15 protein-coding genes are annotated in these 14,093 nt (G+C 67.3%); 8 read left to right on the top strand and 7 right to left on the bottom strand.

The window, feature by feature from the left end; translation table 11 throughout:
• The first annotated feature begins 91 nt into the window (after positions 1 to 91).
• Complete coding sequence (locus ACX12D_RS29060) at positions 92 to 679, top strand: helix-turn-helix domain-containing protein (protein WP_459374517.1); 588 nt, start codon at positions 92 to 94, stop codon at positions 677 to 679.
• 14 nt (positions 680 to 693) lie between these two features.
• On the top strand, positions 694 to 1,221 hold the full coding sequence (locus ACX12D_RS29065; protein WP_459376551.1) for a GNAT family N-acetyltransferase: 528 nt from the start codon (positions 694 to 696) through the stop codon (positions 1,219 to 1,221).
• Positions 1,222 to 1,252: 31 nt separating this feature from the next.
• On the opposite strand, the gene ACX12D_RS29070 is transcribed toward ACX12D_RS29065, so the two are convergent.
• A complete protein-coding gene (locus tag ACX12D_RS29070; RefSeq protein WP_459374518.1) occupies positions 1,253 to 2,269 on the bottom strand; it encodes an LLM class flavin-dependent oxidoreductase in 1,017 nt (338 codons plus the stop codon).
• An 81-nt stretch (positions 2,270 to 2,350) separates the two neighbouring features.
• On the opposite strand from ACX12D_RS29070, the gene ACX12D_RS29075 reads away from it, so the two are divergent.
• Entirely contained in the window at positions 2,351 to 3,010 is a 660-nt protein-coding gene (locus tag ACX12D_RS29075; protein ID WP_459374519.1) for a TetR/AcrR family transcriptional regulator, read from the top strand.
• Between the two features lie 15 nt (positions 3,011 to 3,025).
• On the opposite strand, the gene ACX12D_RS29080 is transcribed toward ACX12D_RS29075, so the two are convergent.
• The gene (locus ACX12D_RS29080) at positions 3,026 to 3,466 is read right to left on the bottom strand and encodes a YbaN family protein (RefSeq protein WP_459374520.1); all 441 of its coding nucleotides are present in this window, start codon (positions 3,464 to 3,466) and stop codon (positions 3,026 to 3,028) included.
• Positions 3,467 to 3,783: 317 nt separating this feature from the next.
• Between ACX12D_RS29080 and ACX12D_RS29085 the strand changes: the two genes are divergently transcribed.
• The 3 genes from ACX12D_RS29085 (at position 3,784) to ACX12D_RS29095 (ending at position 5,855) form a co-directional block, all read left to right on the top strand.
• Positions 3,784 to 4,062 carry a metal/formaldehyde-sensitive transcriptional repressor gene (locus ACX12D_RS29085; RefSeq protein WP_006157644.1) on the top strand — a complete coding sequence of 93 codons (279 nt, stop codon included), beginning with the start codon at positions 3,784 to 3,786 and terminating at the stop codon, positions 4,060 to 4,062.
• 99 nt (positions 4,063 to 4,161) lie between these two features.
• Positions 4,162 to 5,133: a CDF family Co(II)/Ni(II) efflux transporter DmeF gene (dmeF, locus tag ACX12D_RS29090; RefSeq protein ID WP_459374521.1), complete on the top strand. Its 972-nt coding sequence runs from the start codon at positions 4,162 to 4,164 to the stop codon at positions 5,131 to 5,133.
• A gap of 200 nt (positions 5,134 to 5,333) precedes the next feature.
• A complete protein-coding gene (locus ACX12D_RS29095) occupies positions 5,334 to 5,855 on the top strand; it encodes a MarR family winged helix-turn-helix transcriptional regulator (RefSeq protein ID WP_459374522.1) in 522 nt (173 codons plus the stop codon).
• A gap of 7 nt (positions 5,856 to 5,862) precedes the next feature.
• Here the strand turns inward: ACX12D_RS29095 and ACX12D_RS29100 are convergent, their stop codons facing one another.
• Positions 5,863 to 8,127: a xanthine dehydrogenase family protein molybdopterin-binding subunit gene (locus ACX12D_RS29100; protein WP_459376552.1), complete on the bottom strand. Its 2,265-nt coding sequence runs from the start codon at positions 8,125 to 8,127 to the stop codon at positions 5,863 to 5,865.
• 162 nt (positions 8,128 to 8,289) lie between these two features.
• On the opposite strand from ACX12D_RS29100, the gene ACX12D_RS29105 reads away from it, so the two are divergent.
• Complete coding sequence (locus ACX12D_RS29105) at positions 8,290 to 9,042, top strand: TetR/AcrR family transcriptional regulator (protein ID WP_459374523.1); 753 nt, start codon at positions 8,290 to 8,292, stop codon at positions 9,040 to 9,042.
• A 44-nt stretch (positions 9,043 to 9,086) separates the two neighbouring features.
• Here ACX12D_RS29105 and ACX12D_RS29110 read toward each other — a convergent pair whose 3' ends face one another.
• Genes ACX12D_RS29110 through ACX12D_RS29125 form a run of 4 tightly spaced genes read right to left on the bottom strand, consistent with a single transcriptional unit; the run spans position 9,087 to position 12,532 of the window.
• Complete coding sequence (locus ACX12D_RS29110) at positions 9,087 to 9,758, bottom strand: N-carbamoylsarcosine amidohydrolase (protein WP_459374524.1); 672 nt, start codon at positions 9,756 to 9,758, stop codon at positions 9,087 to 9,089.
• Positions 9,751 to 10,869, bottom strand: coding sequence for a M29 family metallopeptidase (locus ACX12D_RS29115; RefSeq protein WP_459374525.1), 1,119 nt, complete (start codon positions 10,867 to 10,869; stop codon positions 9,751 to 9,753). Before ACX12D_RS29115 ends, ACX12D_RS29110 begins: the two co-directional genes overlap by 8 nt.
• Before the next feature lie 39 nt (positions 10,870 to 10,908).
• Complete coding sequence (locus ACX12D_RS29120; protein WP_459374526.1) at positions 10,909 to 11,751, bottom strand: alpha/beta fold hydrolase; 843 nt, start codon at positions 11,749 to 11,751, stop codon at positions 10,909 to 10,911.
• A gap of 28 nt (positions 11,752 to 11,779) precedes the next feature.
• Positions 11,780 to 12,532 (bottom strand): maleate cis-trans isomerase family protein, encoded by a 753-nt coding sequence (locus ACX12D_RS29125; RefSeq protein ID WP_459374527.1) that lies wholly within the window; start codon positions 12,530 to 12,532, stop codon positions 11,780 to 11,782.
• Between the two features lie 381 nt (positions 12,533 to 12,913).
• Between ACX12D_RS29125 and ACX12D_RS29130 the strand changes: the two genes are divergently transcribed.
• A complete protein-coding gene (locus ACX12D_RS29130) occupies positions 12,914 to 14,068 on the top strand; it encodes an FAD-dependent monooxygenase (protein ID WP_459374528.1) in 1,155 nt (384 codons plus the stop codon).
• The last annotated feature ends 25 nt before the right edge of the window (positions 14,069 to 14,093 follow it).

Below are 14,093 nucleotides of genomic sequence, written 5' to 3' on the forward strand. Positions count from 1 at the left end.
AGCGCGCTATGCGCGTTGGCAAGTTCCAGTTGCTTTGCATCGCGATGTGTGTCAGTTTACAGGACGTTTTCATCCAGCATACTGGACATCCATGGACATCAACGATCTCATCGCCCGGCGCGTGCGAACGCTGCGCGACGCCCAGGGCTTCTCGCTGGCCGCCCTGGCTGAGCGCAGCGGCGTGAGCCGCTCCAACATCTCCTTGATCGAGCGCGGCCAGAGCAGCGCCACGGCCACGGTGCTCGACAAGCTGTCCGCTGCGCTAGGCGTCACCGTGGCGTCGCTGTTCGAGGACAGCACGCCGCAGGCCGAGCCGTCGCCCATGGCCCGTGCGGCGGAGCAGCCGGTGTGGACCGATCCCGCCTCCGGCTATATCCGCCGCAACCTGTCCCCGGCGGCAGCCTCGCCGATCCAGCTGGTCGACGTGGTCTTCCCGGCAGGCAAGCGCGTGGCTTATGAAACCGCCGCGCGCGAAGCCGATATCCATCAGCAGGTCTGGATGATCGACGGCGTCATGGAAATGACGGTGGGCGACCAGCACTGGCGCCTGGAAACCGGCGACTGCCTGTCCATGCGGCTGGACCGCCCCATCGTCTACAAGAATCCCACCCGCAAGCCCGCGCGCTACGTCGTGGCGCTGGCCACGATGCCCTTCACGCCAACCAGGAGAAACGCATGACCGGGATCATCGGGATGACCGAAGCTATCACCGTGCGGCGCGTCGGCGCCGGTGAAGCCACCGCTTGCATCGAGCCGCTGGCCGATGTGCTGATCGATTGCGTGGAGGGGGGCGCGTCGGTGAGCTTCATGCTGCCGCTGCCGCGCGAGAAGGCCGTGCAGTTCTGGCACGGCGTGGCCGATGGCGTCGCGCGCGGCGAGCGCGTGCTGCTGATCGCGCAGGACGGCCAAGGGCAGATCCTTGGCACCGTCCAGATCATCCTGTCGATGCCTGACAACCAGCCCCACCGCGGCGACGTGGCCAAGATGCTGGTGCACCGCAAGGCCCGCCGCCGCGGCGTGGCGCAGCGGCTGCTGGCGGCCCTGGACGATGCCGCGCGCGACGTGGGCAAGTCGGTGCTGGTGCTCGACACGGTGACCGGCGGCGATGCCGAGCGCCTGTACCAGCGCGCGGGATGGCAGCGCGCCGGCGTGGTGCCAAAGTACGCGCTGATGCCGGATGGCGCGTTCTGCGGGACGACGTTCTTCTACAAGCACCTCTGAGCGCGTCGGCACCATCCGCACGACCGGCGCTTCAGATCATGACCTTGGCGGGCGGCGCCACCGCCCGCATGGCCTGCGCCGCGATCTCGAAGGAGCGCAGGCGGGCCTCGTGATCGTGGATCTGCGCGGTGAGCATCAGCTCATCCGGCTGCAGGTCCTCGATGAAGGCGCGCAGGCCGTTGCGCACGCCGTCCGGATCGCCCACCACCGAGCACGCCAGCGAGCGCCGGATATGCGTGGCCTCGGTCTCCGTCCACATCAGCTCGATGTTATCCACCGGGGGCCGGATCGGGCCGGGGTTGCCGCGCACCAGCGCCAGGAACTGCTGCTGCAGCGAGCTGAACAGCCGGCGCGCCTGCGCGTCCGAATCCGCTGCGAACACGTTGAGCCCCAGCATCACATGCGGCTTGGAGAGCTGCGCCGACGGCTGGAAGGTCGTGCGGTACAGGTCCACCGCCTGGCGCATGAAGCCCGGCGCGAAGTGCGAGGCAAACGCGAAGGGCAGGCCCATCGCCGCCGACAACTGCGCGCTGAACAAGCTGGAGCCGAGCAGCCACAGCGGCACCTTCAGGCCCGCGCCGGGCACCGCCCGCAGGCGCTGGCCGGGACGCGGCTCGTCGAAGTAGGCCTGCAGCTCCTCCACATCCTGCGGGAACGCATCGGCTGTATCTTGCGTGGCGCTGCGGCGCAGCGCGCGGGCAGTGGACTGGTCCGTGCCGGGCGCACGGCCCAGGCCAAGGTCGATACGGCCGGGGAAAAGCGAGGCCAGCGTGCCGAACTGCTCAGCCACCACCAGCGGCGAATGGTTGGGTAGCATGATGCCGCCAGAGCCCACGCGGATGGTGGACGTGCCGTTGGCAACGTAGCCGATCAGTACCGCCGTGGCGGCGCTGGCGATGCCAGGCATATTGTGATGTTCGGCCAGCCAGAAGCGCTGGTAGCCCAGCCGCTCGGCGTGCTGGGCAAGCGCGAGCGAATTGCGCATGGCCTGGCCGGCGTCACCGCCTTCCACGATGGGCGACAGGTCAAGCAGGGAATAGGGGATCATGGCGAGCGACTGCGGCGCAGCAATTTATTGAACGATCACTATACTAATCACCACTGGCGTCACTGGCAACGGAAAAATATAATGACCACTATGAAAAAGAGTGTTTCCGGTGCGGGCCGCGGGCGGCCCAGGCAGTTCGATCGCGACGAGGCGCTGGGCCAGGCCCTGTCGCTGTTCTGGCGCTATGGCTATAGCTCCACTTCGATCTCCGCGCTCACCGAGGCCATGGCCATCACCGCGCCCAGCCTGTACGCCGCGTTCGGCAGCAAGGAGCAATTGTTCTACGAAGCCGTGGACCGCTATGCGGATACCCACGGCGCGCTGCTCTACGCGCCGCTGCAAGGCGCTGGCAGCGCGCATGACGCCGTGCAGGGCCTGCTCGCCGGCGCGGCCGCCTTGTTCAGCGCCAAGGGCAACCCCGCCGGTTGCTTCCTGATGACGGGCACCAGCTGCTCGGCCGACTGCGCCTATATCGAAGACACGCTGCGCCAGCGCCGCAAGGACAAGGAACAAGCCCTGCAGGCCTGCATCCAGCAGGGCATCCGGCGTGGCGAACTGCCGGCCGGCACCGACGCACCAGCACTGGCCAAGTTCTTCAACACGGTCATGCAGGGGATGTCGATGCAGGCGCGCGATGGCGCGTCGCGCGCCGCGCTCGAAGCGCTGGCCGCTACCGCGATGCTGGCGTGGCCAGCGAAGGCGGCAAAGAAGGCCAGGCCGCGGGAAACCCAGACGGCCTAGCTTGCGGGTGCGGCATCAGGCCGCCGGTTCGGGCCGGCGCCACAGCCACGCCAGCACGCACGCCATGCAGGCAATTGCCCCATAGGCCAGCCAGGGCCGATGCATGCCGAACAGCAGCACGGCGCTGCAGATGCTCATGGCCGCCGTGGCGCTCCACTTGGCGCGGCGGCTCACCATGCGGCCGTTGTGCCAGTTGTAGAGCATCGGGCCAAACACGCGATGGCCAAGCAGCCACGCATGCAGGCGCGGCGAGCCCTTGGCCGCGGCCCAGGCGGACAGCAGGATGAACTCGGTGCTGGGCAGGCCGGGCACGAACAGCCCGAGGATGGCCACCCCCAGGCTCAGCAACGCCAGCGCGGTCAGCAGCGCGCGTGCCGTGCGGGTACGCGCCAGCCGCAGCGGCGGATCGCTCGGGTTGGCGCCCGGCATCGACGAAGCCGTATCGGCGTCATCCAAGACCGGTCACCGCGAATGTCGCAGTTGGCGCAGTTGGCGCACAGCGGAAGCGGCGCGGCGGCAGTGAAAGCCTGCAGGCGGCGGCAACCGCGACAGCAACGGCAGAAGGCATGTGGCAGTTCTCTCGGTTCTGGCAGAGGGCACGACTGGGCCCATTGTCCGCGCGGGAGACGCAGGTGGTCAACGCCTCTCATAGCGGGACGAACAGGAAGACTTGCAGGCACCGGGCAGCGGGCAAGACCCGGCCGCTTGCAAGGTCATGGTCCCTTCCCCGGCAGAGGATATATACTCCCCCATACTATATTTGAGGCAAAGCCGTGAGCCACACAATCCGCGAGAAACAGAAGTTGCTGAACCGGGTGCGCCGCATCCGGGGTCAGATTGATGCCATCGAACGCGCACTCGAGGAAGAGCAAGGCTGCGTGGGTGTGCTGCAGCAAATCACGAGTTGCCGTGGGGCCATGAACGGCCTGCTGGCCGTGGTACTGGAAGACCACATCCGCACGCACCTTGTTGAAGCCGAGCCGGCCCATGGCGAGTCCGAAGGCGACGCCAGGGAGCAGCTCATCGAGGTCGTGCACAGCTACTTCAAATGAGTAGCCTGGCTCACTCAATTTTTAACCCGCTTCACACTCGAATCGCCACGAAACTGCTCAAGCCTGCGGCTATTTGGGCAACAACCAAGCAGATCGACCATGCATACACATGACATCACCCCGTGGACTCACACCCACGTATTCGACTCAGGCAACAAGGCCGCCGAGCGAGGAACGCGCCTTGTCATGCTGATCACCGCTGCGATGATGGTTGTGGAAATCGCCGCCGGCCTCTGGTTCAACTCGATGGCGCTGCTGGCTGACGGGTGGCATATGAGTTCCCACGCGCTTGCCATCGGATTGAGCGCCTTTGCCTATGTTGCGGCGCGGCGCTATGCGCATGACCATCGGTTCGCGTTCGGCACCTGGAAGATTGAAATCCTGGCGGGATTCGCCAGTGCGATTTTTCTTCTCGGCATCGCAGCCTTGATGGTCTTCGGGTCCGTTGAACGGATCTTCAGTCCGCAGGCAATTCACTACAAGGAGGCCATGGCAGTCACGGTCATCGGGCTTCTTGTCAATATAGGATGCGCGCTGATACTGGGCGATGCGCATGACCACGGCCACGAACATGGGCACCAGCATGGACACCAGCACGGGCACGAGCATGGCCATGGCGGCCATCACCAGCATGACCTGAATTTGCGCTCGGCATACGTCCATGTGCTGGCAGACGCCGCGACATCGGTGCTTGCCATTCTGGCACTCGCCGGAGGCTGGCTGCTCGGGTGGCGCTGGCTCGACCCGGTCATGGGCATCGTTGGCGCCGGGCTGGTCGGGGCATGGGCCTTCGGCCTGCTGAAACAAACCGGCGTCGTTCTGCTCGATCGCGAAATGGACCATCCGGTCGTCGATGAGGTGCGCGAAGTGTTGCAGGCTTTCGATCATGGCGACGAGGGTGCCCGTGTCGCCGACCTTCATGTCTGGCGAGTGGGCAAGGAGAAATTCTCCTGCCTTGTCAGCCTGGTGACTCACGACCCTGCCCTGACGGCAGCGCGCGTCAGGGGCGCCCTTGCAGTGCATGAAGAGCTCGTGCATATCACCGTGGAAATTCACCGGTGCGCGGATTAAGCGGACGAGCCGGATTGCGCGCGCATTCAACTTTCGCGCCCCCCGCATCTGACGGTCCTTGCCGTGCCGCGTCGATGGGCCACCGCGGCGTCCCGGCATGAAGCCCGCGAGGGGCCGTGCACGCGCAAAAAACCCGCCGCGCGCGGCCCCACTCGGTATACTCTGAGGCACGTTTATCCCATGCCTGCAGACCGCCCATCGTGCCCAACTCCTCCGCGCGCAAGACCGCCGCGCAAAAACCCGCCGCCGCCGACTACGATTTCACCGAGCAAGTCGGGCACCTGCTGCGGCGCGCCTACCAGCGCCATGTGGCGATCTTCCAGCAGACCATTGCCGACTCGCAGCTGACCGCGGCGCAGTTCGTGGTGATGTGCGCGGTCAACGAGCGCGGCTCATGCTCGCTCAGCGAAATCGTGCGGGCCACCGCCATCGACCAGGCCACCGTGCGCGGCATCATCGAGCGCCTCAAGGCGCGCGAGCTGGTGGCGGTCTCGCACGACACCAATGACCGCCGCAAGGTGGTGGTCACGGTGACGCCGGCCGGCCATGCGCTGATCGAGGAAACCGTGCCGTTCGCGCACAAGATCTCCGAGCAAACTTTCGGCGACCTCAATCCCGCCGAGCGGGTGGCGATCACCTACCTGTTGCGCAAGATGAGCGAGTTCGACGACCGCGACGACCGCGAGGAGCGCGGCAACGCACCGGACGGCGAGCCGGGGTAAGCCCGCCTCAGGCGGGCTGGCCGGCCAGCGCCGCGAGCACCACCTCCGGCGTGAAGGGCGCGCGCCGCAGCCGCACTCCCGTGGCATCGAACAGCGCATTGGCAATGGCCGGCGCGCCCGGCAGCGACGCGGACTCGCCCGCGCCCATCGGCGCTTCCTCCTGGCGCGGCATCAGCAGCACTTCGATCGGCGGCAGCTCGGGAAAGGTCAGCAGCGGATAGCTGCCCCATTCGCGGCTGGCGACGCCGTTGGCGTCAAAGCGCACCTGTTCCTTGAGCACGCGGCCAAGCGCCTGCACCACATTGCCCTGCACCTGGTGGCGCACGCCGTCGGGGTTGACCATCATGCCGGTGTCCTGCGCCACCACCAGCCGCTCCACCACGATCTGGCCGGTATCGGGCGCGACCGTCAGGTCCACCACCCAGGCGGCCCAGGCGGCGCCGAAGCCCGGGAATTTGCTGTGAATATAGCGGGCATAGGCCACGCCGCGCCCACGCAGCAGCCCATCCGCCCCCGGCTGGCCACGCGCGCCGCGCGCGCCTTCGCGCCAGCCGGCATGCGCCGCCAGCGCGCGCAGCAGGTCCGTGGCGCGCGCGTCGGGCAGGTGGCGCAGGCGGAAGGTCAGCGGATCGGCGCCGGCCTCATGCGCGAGCTCGTCGATAAAAGACTCGTGCGCGAACACGTTTGGCAGCGCGGACACGCCGCGCAGCCAGGAGGCGCGCACGATGGCTGGCGTGTCGTCGCAACCGATGCGCGTGGCGGCGTACTGGTAAGGCGGCACCGCGGTGCGGTCGCCCATCTGCAGCATGCGCGGCGCGTTGTCGACCACGCCGGTCAGCAGCAGCGCCAGCGTGGGCGCGTCGTTGGACGGATAGCGGCTGACGAAATCGTAGGCCAGCAACTCGCCGTCGGGGCCGATGGCGCCGCGCACGTCCATCAGCTGCGCCGCGCCCTTGGGCTCCCAGAGATGTTCCTGCTCGCGGCTGAGCTGCACCCGCACCGGGCGCCCCACCGCGCGCGACAGCAGCACCGCATCGGCGCAGACGTCATCGGCGCAGTTGCGGCCATAGCAGCCGGCGGCTTCCATCCGCACGATCTCGATGCGGCCCTCGTCCAGGCCGGTCAGGCGCGCCAGGTCGATACGCAACACATGCGGGTTTTGCGTGCCGGACCAGACCGTGAGGCCATCCTCGCGGTAGTCCGCCACGGCGCAGGACGGGCCGATGGAGCCGTGCATCTGGTAGGGCCACGCGTAGCCGCGCGACAGTATCCGGTCCGCGGAGTCGAAAGCGCCTTGTGCATCGCCCTCTTCCACCAGCGTGCGGCGTGTCGCGGGATTGGCGCGCAGCGCGGCCTCGGTGTCTTCCGGCTCGCTGAGCGGGGGCAACGGCGGCGCCGGCTTCCAGTCCACGCGCAGGCGGCGCGCCGCCTGCATGGCCTGCTCCTCGCGCTGCGCCACCACGCCGATGAAATCGCCCTGCACCACCACGTCAATGACACCGCGCACATCGCGGATCGACGCACGGTCGACGCTGCGCAGGCTGGTGCCGACAAAGCCGCCGCTATCGCGCCCGGCGTAGGGCGGGCGCACCACGCGGCCGTGCAGCATGCCGGGCACGCGCACATCGTGCACGAAGGTGAGCTGCGCCGTGGCCTTGGCGGGAATGTCCACACGTGGCGCGGCACGCCCGACCACGCGGTATGCGCTGACCGGCTTGGTGGCAATGACGTCGGCCAGCGGCAGCTCGATATGCTCGCCGGCCAGCAGGTCGCCGTAGGCCAGGCCTTCGGCGTTCTCATTGCCTTCGCCGCGCAAGCGCAGGCGGCCATCTTCGGCGATCAGCGCTTCGGGCGCCACGCCAAGGCGCTGCGCCGCGCGCTCGCGCAGCCAGGCCATGGCCTGCGCCGCCGCGCGGCGCAGCGGCAGCGCCGAGATCTGGATGGTGGCGCTGGCAATGGTGGGGCCCTGGTTGGGCGTTGCCTCGGTATGGCCCAGCGTCATCGCCACGCGCGCCGCCGGCACCTCCAGCTCCTCGGCCACGATCTGCGCCAGCGAGGTGCGGATGCCGGTGCCCAGGTCAACGTGCCCGTTGAAGGCCAGGATCTCGCCAGTGTCGCGCACCGCCACGAAGATGTCGGGCTGCGCGGCGATGTAGTCGGAGGCCGCGCCGGGCTGGCCGGGCGCGGGCCGCGGCGCGGCTTGCGGCGCGCGCGTCACCAGCAGCACGCCGCGCGCCTGCAGCAGGGCGTCGCGCTGCGCGCCCGGGGACATCGGCGCCGATGCGGGAAGAGAGGCGGACCGGGGTCCGGTGCCGGGTGTCGTTTCCATTCGTTCCATGTCTCAGGTAGGCACGCTGGCGGCCTGCCGGATTCCGGCGCCGCCCGCCCTGGCCGTTATACTGCCAGGCTCGAACAAGCAATACGTATCAAACATATGAGCACCCCGACCGCTAAGAAAAGCGCGGCAGCCGGAACCCGGGCCCGGCAAGCTCAGGACACCCGAGCCAAGATCCTCAAGGCCGCCATCAAGGTCTTCGCCTTGCGCGGCTACGAAGGCGGGCGCGTGGAGAAGATCTCTTCGCTGGCCAAGACCTACGACCGGATGATCTATTACTACTTCGGCAGCAAGGAAAAGCTGTTCGTCGAAGTGCTCGAAACCATCTACATCCAGCTCAACGAGGCCGAGCAGGCGCTCAAGCTCGACCCCGAGGATCCGGTGCGCGCGCTGACCCAGCTGATCGACTTCGTCTGGGGCTACTACCTCGATCACCCCGAGTTCGTCGCCATCCTGTCCAGCGAGAACATGAGCCAGGGCAAGCATGCCAAGAAGTCGAGCCGGCTCAGGGAGATCTCCAGCTACGCCCTGTCTGTGCTGGACGGCATCCTGGCGCGCGGCAAGGCTGCCGGGCTGTTCCAACCCGATGTGCTGGCCCGCGATATCTACCTGGTGATCGCGTCGCTGGGCTACTTCTACAACTCGAACCATCATACGCTCAGCGCTTTCCTGGGCGAGCCCATGATGAGCAAGCCGGCGCTGGAGCACTGGCGCGATGTGATCCAGCGTACCGTGCTGAGCACGGTTTGCGTGCCGGGCACTGGCGTCTCCCCGGCTGGGCAGGCCCCGGCCGAAGCCGAAGCGGCGGCACCCGCCGCCCGCAAGAAGCCGGCACGCGCCAAGCGCGCCTGAGCCTCGCATCCGGCGGTCATCGCGCATCGCCGGATGCCTTTCCCTTAAGCCGTAGCCGTAGCCGTAGCCGTAGCCGTAGCCGTAGCCGTGGCCGTAGCCCGCGCCAGCATCGCGAGCGCTTCGTCGCGCGGCATCACGGTGGCGTTCTTCTGCGCCATGTCGAACAGGTTGGCATCGTGCGGCCCGATGGCGCGGTCGCCCACGCAATCGGACAGCACCAGCGGCCGGAAGCCGTACGACATGGCATCGACCACGCTGGCGCGCACGCAGCCGCTGGTCACGCAGCCCGCCACCAGCAGCGTCTGCACGCCGCGCTGGTTCAGCCACGCGGCCAGCGAGGTGCCGAAAAAGGCAGATGGCACGGTCTTGCGCACCACCAGTTCACCCGGGCGCGGCGCCAGCTGCGCGACGATGGCGCTGTTATGGCTGTCTTCCTTCAGGCCTAGCAGGCCGGGCACTTTCAGCGTGAAGATATTCTCGTCGCTGTCGTCGTCGGCAAACACAATGCGGCTGTGCGCCACCGGCCAGCCCTGCTCGCGCGCCATGCCCAGCAGGGGCTCGGTGTTGGCGATGGCCTGGGGAATATTGCCGCCACCAAAGACGGCCGGGTCGGCGAAGCCGTTGACGAAGTCGATGATCAGCAGGCCGTAGGGTGCCTTGGGTTCCAGCGCGGCGCCGAAACCCTGGCGCTGGTAGGTCTTCACTTCGTCATGCATGGATGGCTCCCTTGGCGCCTCGTTGCTGCCTTTGCTGGCTTTGCTGCTCTTGCTGCTCTTGCTGCTCTTGCTGGTACTCGTGATCCAGCACCTTTCCTTGTTCGACCACCGCCTCGCCGTCCAGCCGCACCGTGCAGTGGCGCACGGGAATATCGATATGGCAGGCCGTGGTGCGGCTGCCGCCGGCTTCGTTGTTCGGGCCGAAGGAGCACAGGAAATTGCCCTCGAACGCGCGCGCATCCATGCCGATGGTGGCCTCGCGGTCATACATGGCGAGCGTGGACCAGCGCGCGCGCGGCTGCAGACCCCAGCCGATATGCGACATGGCGTAGGCCTCGGGGTCGTTGAACGAGGCCATGTAGTCGCTCAGCAGCTCGGCATCCAGGCCACCTTCGATGCTGGTGACGTAGCCCTTGCCCACCGTGATGTCGATCGGCTCCTGCACATAGGACTTCATCGGCAGCAGGATGTCGCCGCGATCGAGCACGATGCGCCCGTTGGTACCGCCCTCGTCCGGCCAGGTCAGCACGAAGCCGCTCGGCCAGTGGTCCCAGCGGCCCGGCTCATCGACGAAGCCATACTCGCTGATGGCGGGAAACTCGCCCAGCGCGCAGCGCAGGTCGGTGCCGGCATCGGACGTGATGTGCATCTCCCGCGCGCGCGCCAGCCGCGCCGTGGCCGCTTTCACCCGGGTGCGGTCCCCTTCGGTGGGCACCAGCCGCACCAGCACCTCGGGCGGCTCCACCGCCAGCAGGATCTTGGTGCCGCCGGAAAGGATCTCGTGCTGCTCGGGCGAGAACAGCAGCGTCATCAGATCCAGCACCAGGTCGCTGGCCTTGAGCGCGGCGATGGCGGCCGGGTTGCCGGTCAGCGGCGTGGTGCCGAGATACGCCAGCGCGTCTCGGCTCAGCGCCTTGTCCGCGTTGACCGGTGGCAGGTCCAGGCGGTTGACGATGGCGCCCATCGCGGCGGCCGCCAGCTGCGCGGTGCGCAGCGTTTGCGCATGGGTGGCGGCGCCGGTCAGCACCGTGACGGTCTGCCCCGGCTGCAGCCGGGACAGCGTGAGCACCTGGCGCCAGGCCTGGGTCAGGTCGTGATCGCTTACTGGCATGTTCTCTCCTTGTCGGGTGAAGCGGGCGGATCAGCCGGGTCAGGCCGCGGCCTGGTCCTGCAGCAGCGGCGCACCGAGGAAATCGCCGAAGGCGCGGTAGAAACCCGCCTCGTCGTCCCACGGGATCATGTGGCCGGCATCCGGCACGCGCGCAACCTGCACGGCAGGCAGCAAACCGCGAATCTCCTCGATGTCTTCGGCGCGGATCACGTCGCCGCGGCCGGCCACCATCAGCAGCGTGGGAACCCGTACCGACGGCATGTCGGCATGCACGTCATCGCGGTGGAAATCCTCGAAGCTCGTGACGATGGCGCGCTCGTCGCAGGTGTGCAGCCACTCGGCGCGCAGGCGCAGCTGCTCCTCTGTCCAGGTCGGGCAGAAGCGGCGCATGCCTTCGGCATCGATGCCCTGACGCGCCAGGCGGATGGAATCCACGTACCACGGCAGCTGCGAGGGATAGGCACGGCGTCCCGGGCCGGATACCGGCGGGTCCACCATCACCAGCCGGGTCAGCCCGGCGGGATTGCCGCGCGCGGCGCGAATGCCGATGCGCGCGCCCATCGAATGGCCGACGATGGCATAGCGCGCCAGGCCGAGCGCCTGCGCAAAGGCGGCCACATCCGCCGCCTGCGCGTCCAGGCCGTAGTCCAGCGCGTCGCCGGCCTCGGACAGGCCGCGTCCACGCACATCCAGGATGTAAGTATCGAAATGCTTGCCGAACTGCTCGCCGACAAAGCCCCAGGTGACCGCCGGGCTGGTGATGCCGGGCACGATCACCACGGCATCGCGCTGCGCGCGCGCGCCGGTGCTGCCGCCGTAGCGCAGGTAGTGCTGGCGGATGCCATTGGCGAACACATTGCCGCCGTGGAGAAACTCGCTCATTGCTGGGCTCCCTTTACCGAAGGCGTGATCAATAGGCACCCGACAGCAGCGCGCCGGCGCCGGGCACGACCGGCTCCAGGCCGAGCTGCTTGAGGATGGCGTAGGTGGTGGCAATGGCGGCCGTGATCACCGGCTTGCCGGTCATGGCTTCCACCTTGGCCACCGCCGGCAGCGACGGCATCTGCACGCAGGCAGACAGCACGATGGCATCCACATCCTTGGTGTTCATCTGCGCGACGATGCCGGGCAGCCTGGCCGGGTCATGGCGGCCGACTTCGAGGTTGTCGGGGATTTCCAGCGCGCGCCAGTCCACCACTTCGTAGCCTTCGTTGCGGATGTAGTCCACCACCAGCTCGGTCAGCGGCTTCATGTACGGCGCGACCACGGCGATGCGCTTGGCGCCGATCACCTTGAGCGCGTCGATCAGCGCGCCGGCGCTGGTGATCACGGGCGCGTCGGCGCCGTTGGCGGCGGTATGGGCCTGCAGGCGCTGTTCCGAAACGCGATGGTAGCCGTGGCCCATGGCCATGATGGCCACCAGGCAGGCGTAGCCCAGCACGTCGACGCGGGCGTCGCTCAGCTCCAGCGCGCAGCGGTCGGACTCGCCGTCCATGGCCGCCAGTTCCTCCTTGACCACCTTCTTCATGCGCATGCGGCTAGAGTGAAAGGTGAAGCGTTCGGGGCGCACCTGCTGGCGCAACGTCAGCATCGCCGGGATCTCGGTTTCCATGGTGGTGTTCGAGCTCGGCACGATCTGGCCGATACGGAAAATTTTCTGCACTGTCGACTCCGTCATCTGTCTGTTCTGTCCACCCGCCCTGGCGCCTGCCTTAGCGGAGAAGCGCCCTGCACGGCCGGACCGGAGCCTTCAGCGGTCTCCGTGTCCTGCGAATTATTGTAGTGTACACACGCTATTTGCACAACAAGACGTTCGACCATGCACGGCGCACGATTTCAGTGCCCGCTTCATGAATCAACCCCTCATATGGTGCTTGTTTTCACGGTTTATGGGCATTGAATCGAGACCATCACTTTGATATCAGGGTTTTCCATAGGGATGGCATGTCATTTCTTTACAAGCAAATTTCTCGTGTGTACACTCGATTTACCGATTGGCCAGACGGCCACTTCAGACCCACATCACACCGCCAGGAGAAATATCGTGCAAGGCAAACCACGGATCGCAGTGATCGGCGCCGGACTGGGGGGGACGGTTGCGGCCGCCCTGCTGCAGCGCGCCGGATTCCAAGTCAAGCTGTATGAGCAGGCTCCGGCGTTCTCGCGCCTGGGCGCCGGCATCCACGTCGGGCCGAATGTGATGAAGATCATGCGCCGGCTGGGCCTTGAGGATGCGCTCAATGACATGGGCTGCCACCCGGACTTCTGGTACAGCCGCGACTGGCAAAGCGGCGAAGTGATCGCCCAGATCCCGCTTGGGCGTTACGCGCTGTCGCACTACGGCGCCAGCTACCTGACCGTGCACCGTGGGGATTTCCACGCCCTGCTGACCGAGGCGGTGGCGCCCGGCACGCTGCTGTTCGACAAGAAGCTGGCCAGCGTGGAAGACCTGGGCCACGTGGTGCGCCTGAGCTTTGCCGACGGCACGGTGGACGAAGCCGACATCGTGATCGGCGCGGACGGCGTGAACTCCCGCATCCGCGAAACACTGCTGGGCGCCGAGCCGCCCAAGTACACCGGCTACGTGGCGCACCGCGCCGTGTTCCCGATCGCGCGTGTCAAGGGCTTCACCCATGACCGCTGCACCAAGTGGTGGTCCGACGATCGCCATATGATGGTGTACTTCGACACCAGCAAGCTTGACGAGATCTACTACGTCACCGGTGTGCCCGAGCCCACCTGGGACATGACCAAGAGCTGGCTGCCCAGCAGCATCGAGGAAATGCGCGCCGCGTTCGACGGCTGGCACGAAGGCGTGCAATCGCTGATCGAAGGCACCGTGGAAGTGACCAAGTGGCCGCTGCTGGAGCGCGATCCGCTGCCGGTGTGGAGCCGCGGCCGCCTGGTGCTGCTGGGAGACGCCTGCCACCCGATGAAGCCGCATATGGCGCAGGGCGCGGCCATGGCCATCGAAGACGCGGCCATGCTGACCCGCTGCCTGCAGCAAACCGGGCTGTCGGACTTCAGCGCCGCGTTCTCGCTGTACGAAGCCAACCGCGCCGAGCGTGCCGGCAAGGTGCAACGGGTCTCGCACAACAACACGTGGCTGCGCACCAACGAGAACCCGGACTGGTGCTTCGGTTACGATGTGTTCAACGAGCCGCTGGTGGAAGCCGGGCGCGTGGCCGCCGCAGCCTGAGCCACGCCCCAGCCAGACCGCCGGG

The organism is Cupriavidus sp. PET2-C1 (assembly GCF_054515855.1).

Coding starts and splice junctions, on each gene's coding strand:
- ACX12D_RS29120 (WP_459374526.1), bottom strand. CDS start 11,751: ATGAGCGAGTTTCTCCACGGCGGCAATGTGTTCGCCAATGGCATCCGC.
- ACX12D_RS29070 (WP_459374518.1), bottom strand. CDS start 2,269: ATGATCCCCTATTCCCTGCTTGACCTGTCGCCCATCGTGGAAGGCGGT.
- ACX12D_RS29075 (WP_459374519.1), top strand. CDS start 2,351: ATGACCACTATGAAAAAGAGTGTTTCCGGTGCGGGCCGCGGGCGGCCC.
- ACX12D_RS29065 (WP_459376551.1), top strand. CDS start 694: ATGACCGAAGCTATCACCGTGCGGCGCGTCGGCGCCGGTGAAGCCACC.
- ACX12D_RS29060 (WP_459374517.1), top strand. CDS start 92: ATGGACATCAACGATCTCATCGCCCGGCGCGTGCGAACGCTGCGCGAC.
- ACX12D_RS29100 (WP_459376552.1), bottom strand. CDS start 8,127: ATGTCCCCGGGCGCGCAGCGCGACGCCCTGCTGCAGGCGCGCGGCGTG.
- ACX12D_RS29105 (WP_459374523.1), top strand. CDS start 8,290: ATGAGCACCCCGACCGCTAAGAAAAGCGCGGCAGCCGGAACCCGGGCC.
- ACX12D_RS29110 (WP_459374524.1), bottom strand. CDS start 9,758: ATGCATGACGAAGTGAAGACCTACCAGCGCCAGGGTTTCGGCGCCGCG.
- dmeF (WP_459374521.1), top strand. CDS start 4,162: ATGCATACACATGACATCACCCCGTGGACTCACACCCACGTATTCGAC.
- ACX12D_RS29115 (WP_459374525.1), bottom strand. CDS start 10,869: ATGCCAGTAAGCGATCACGACCTGACCCAGGCCTGGCGCCAGGTGCTC.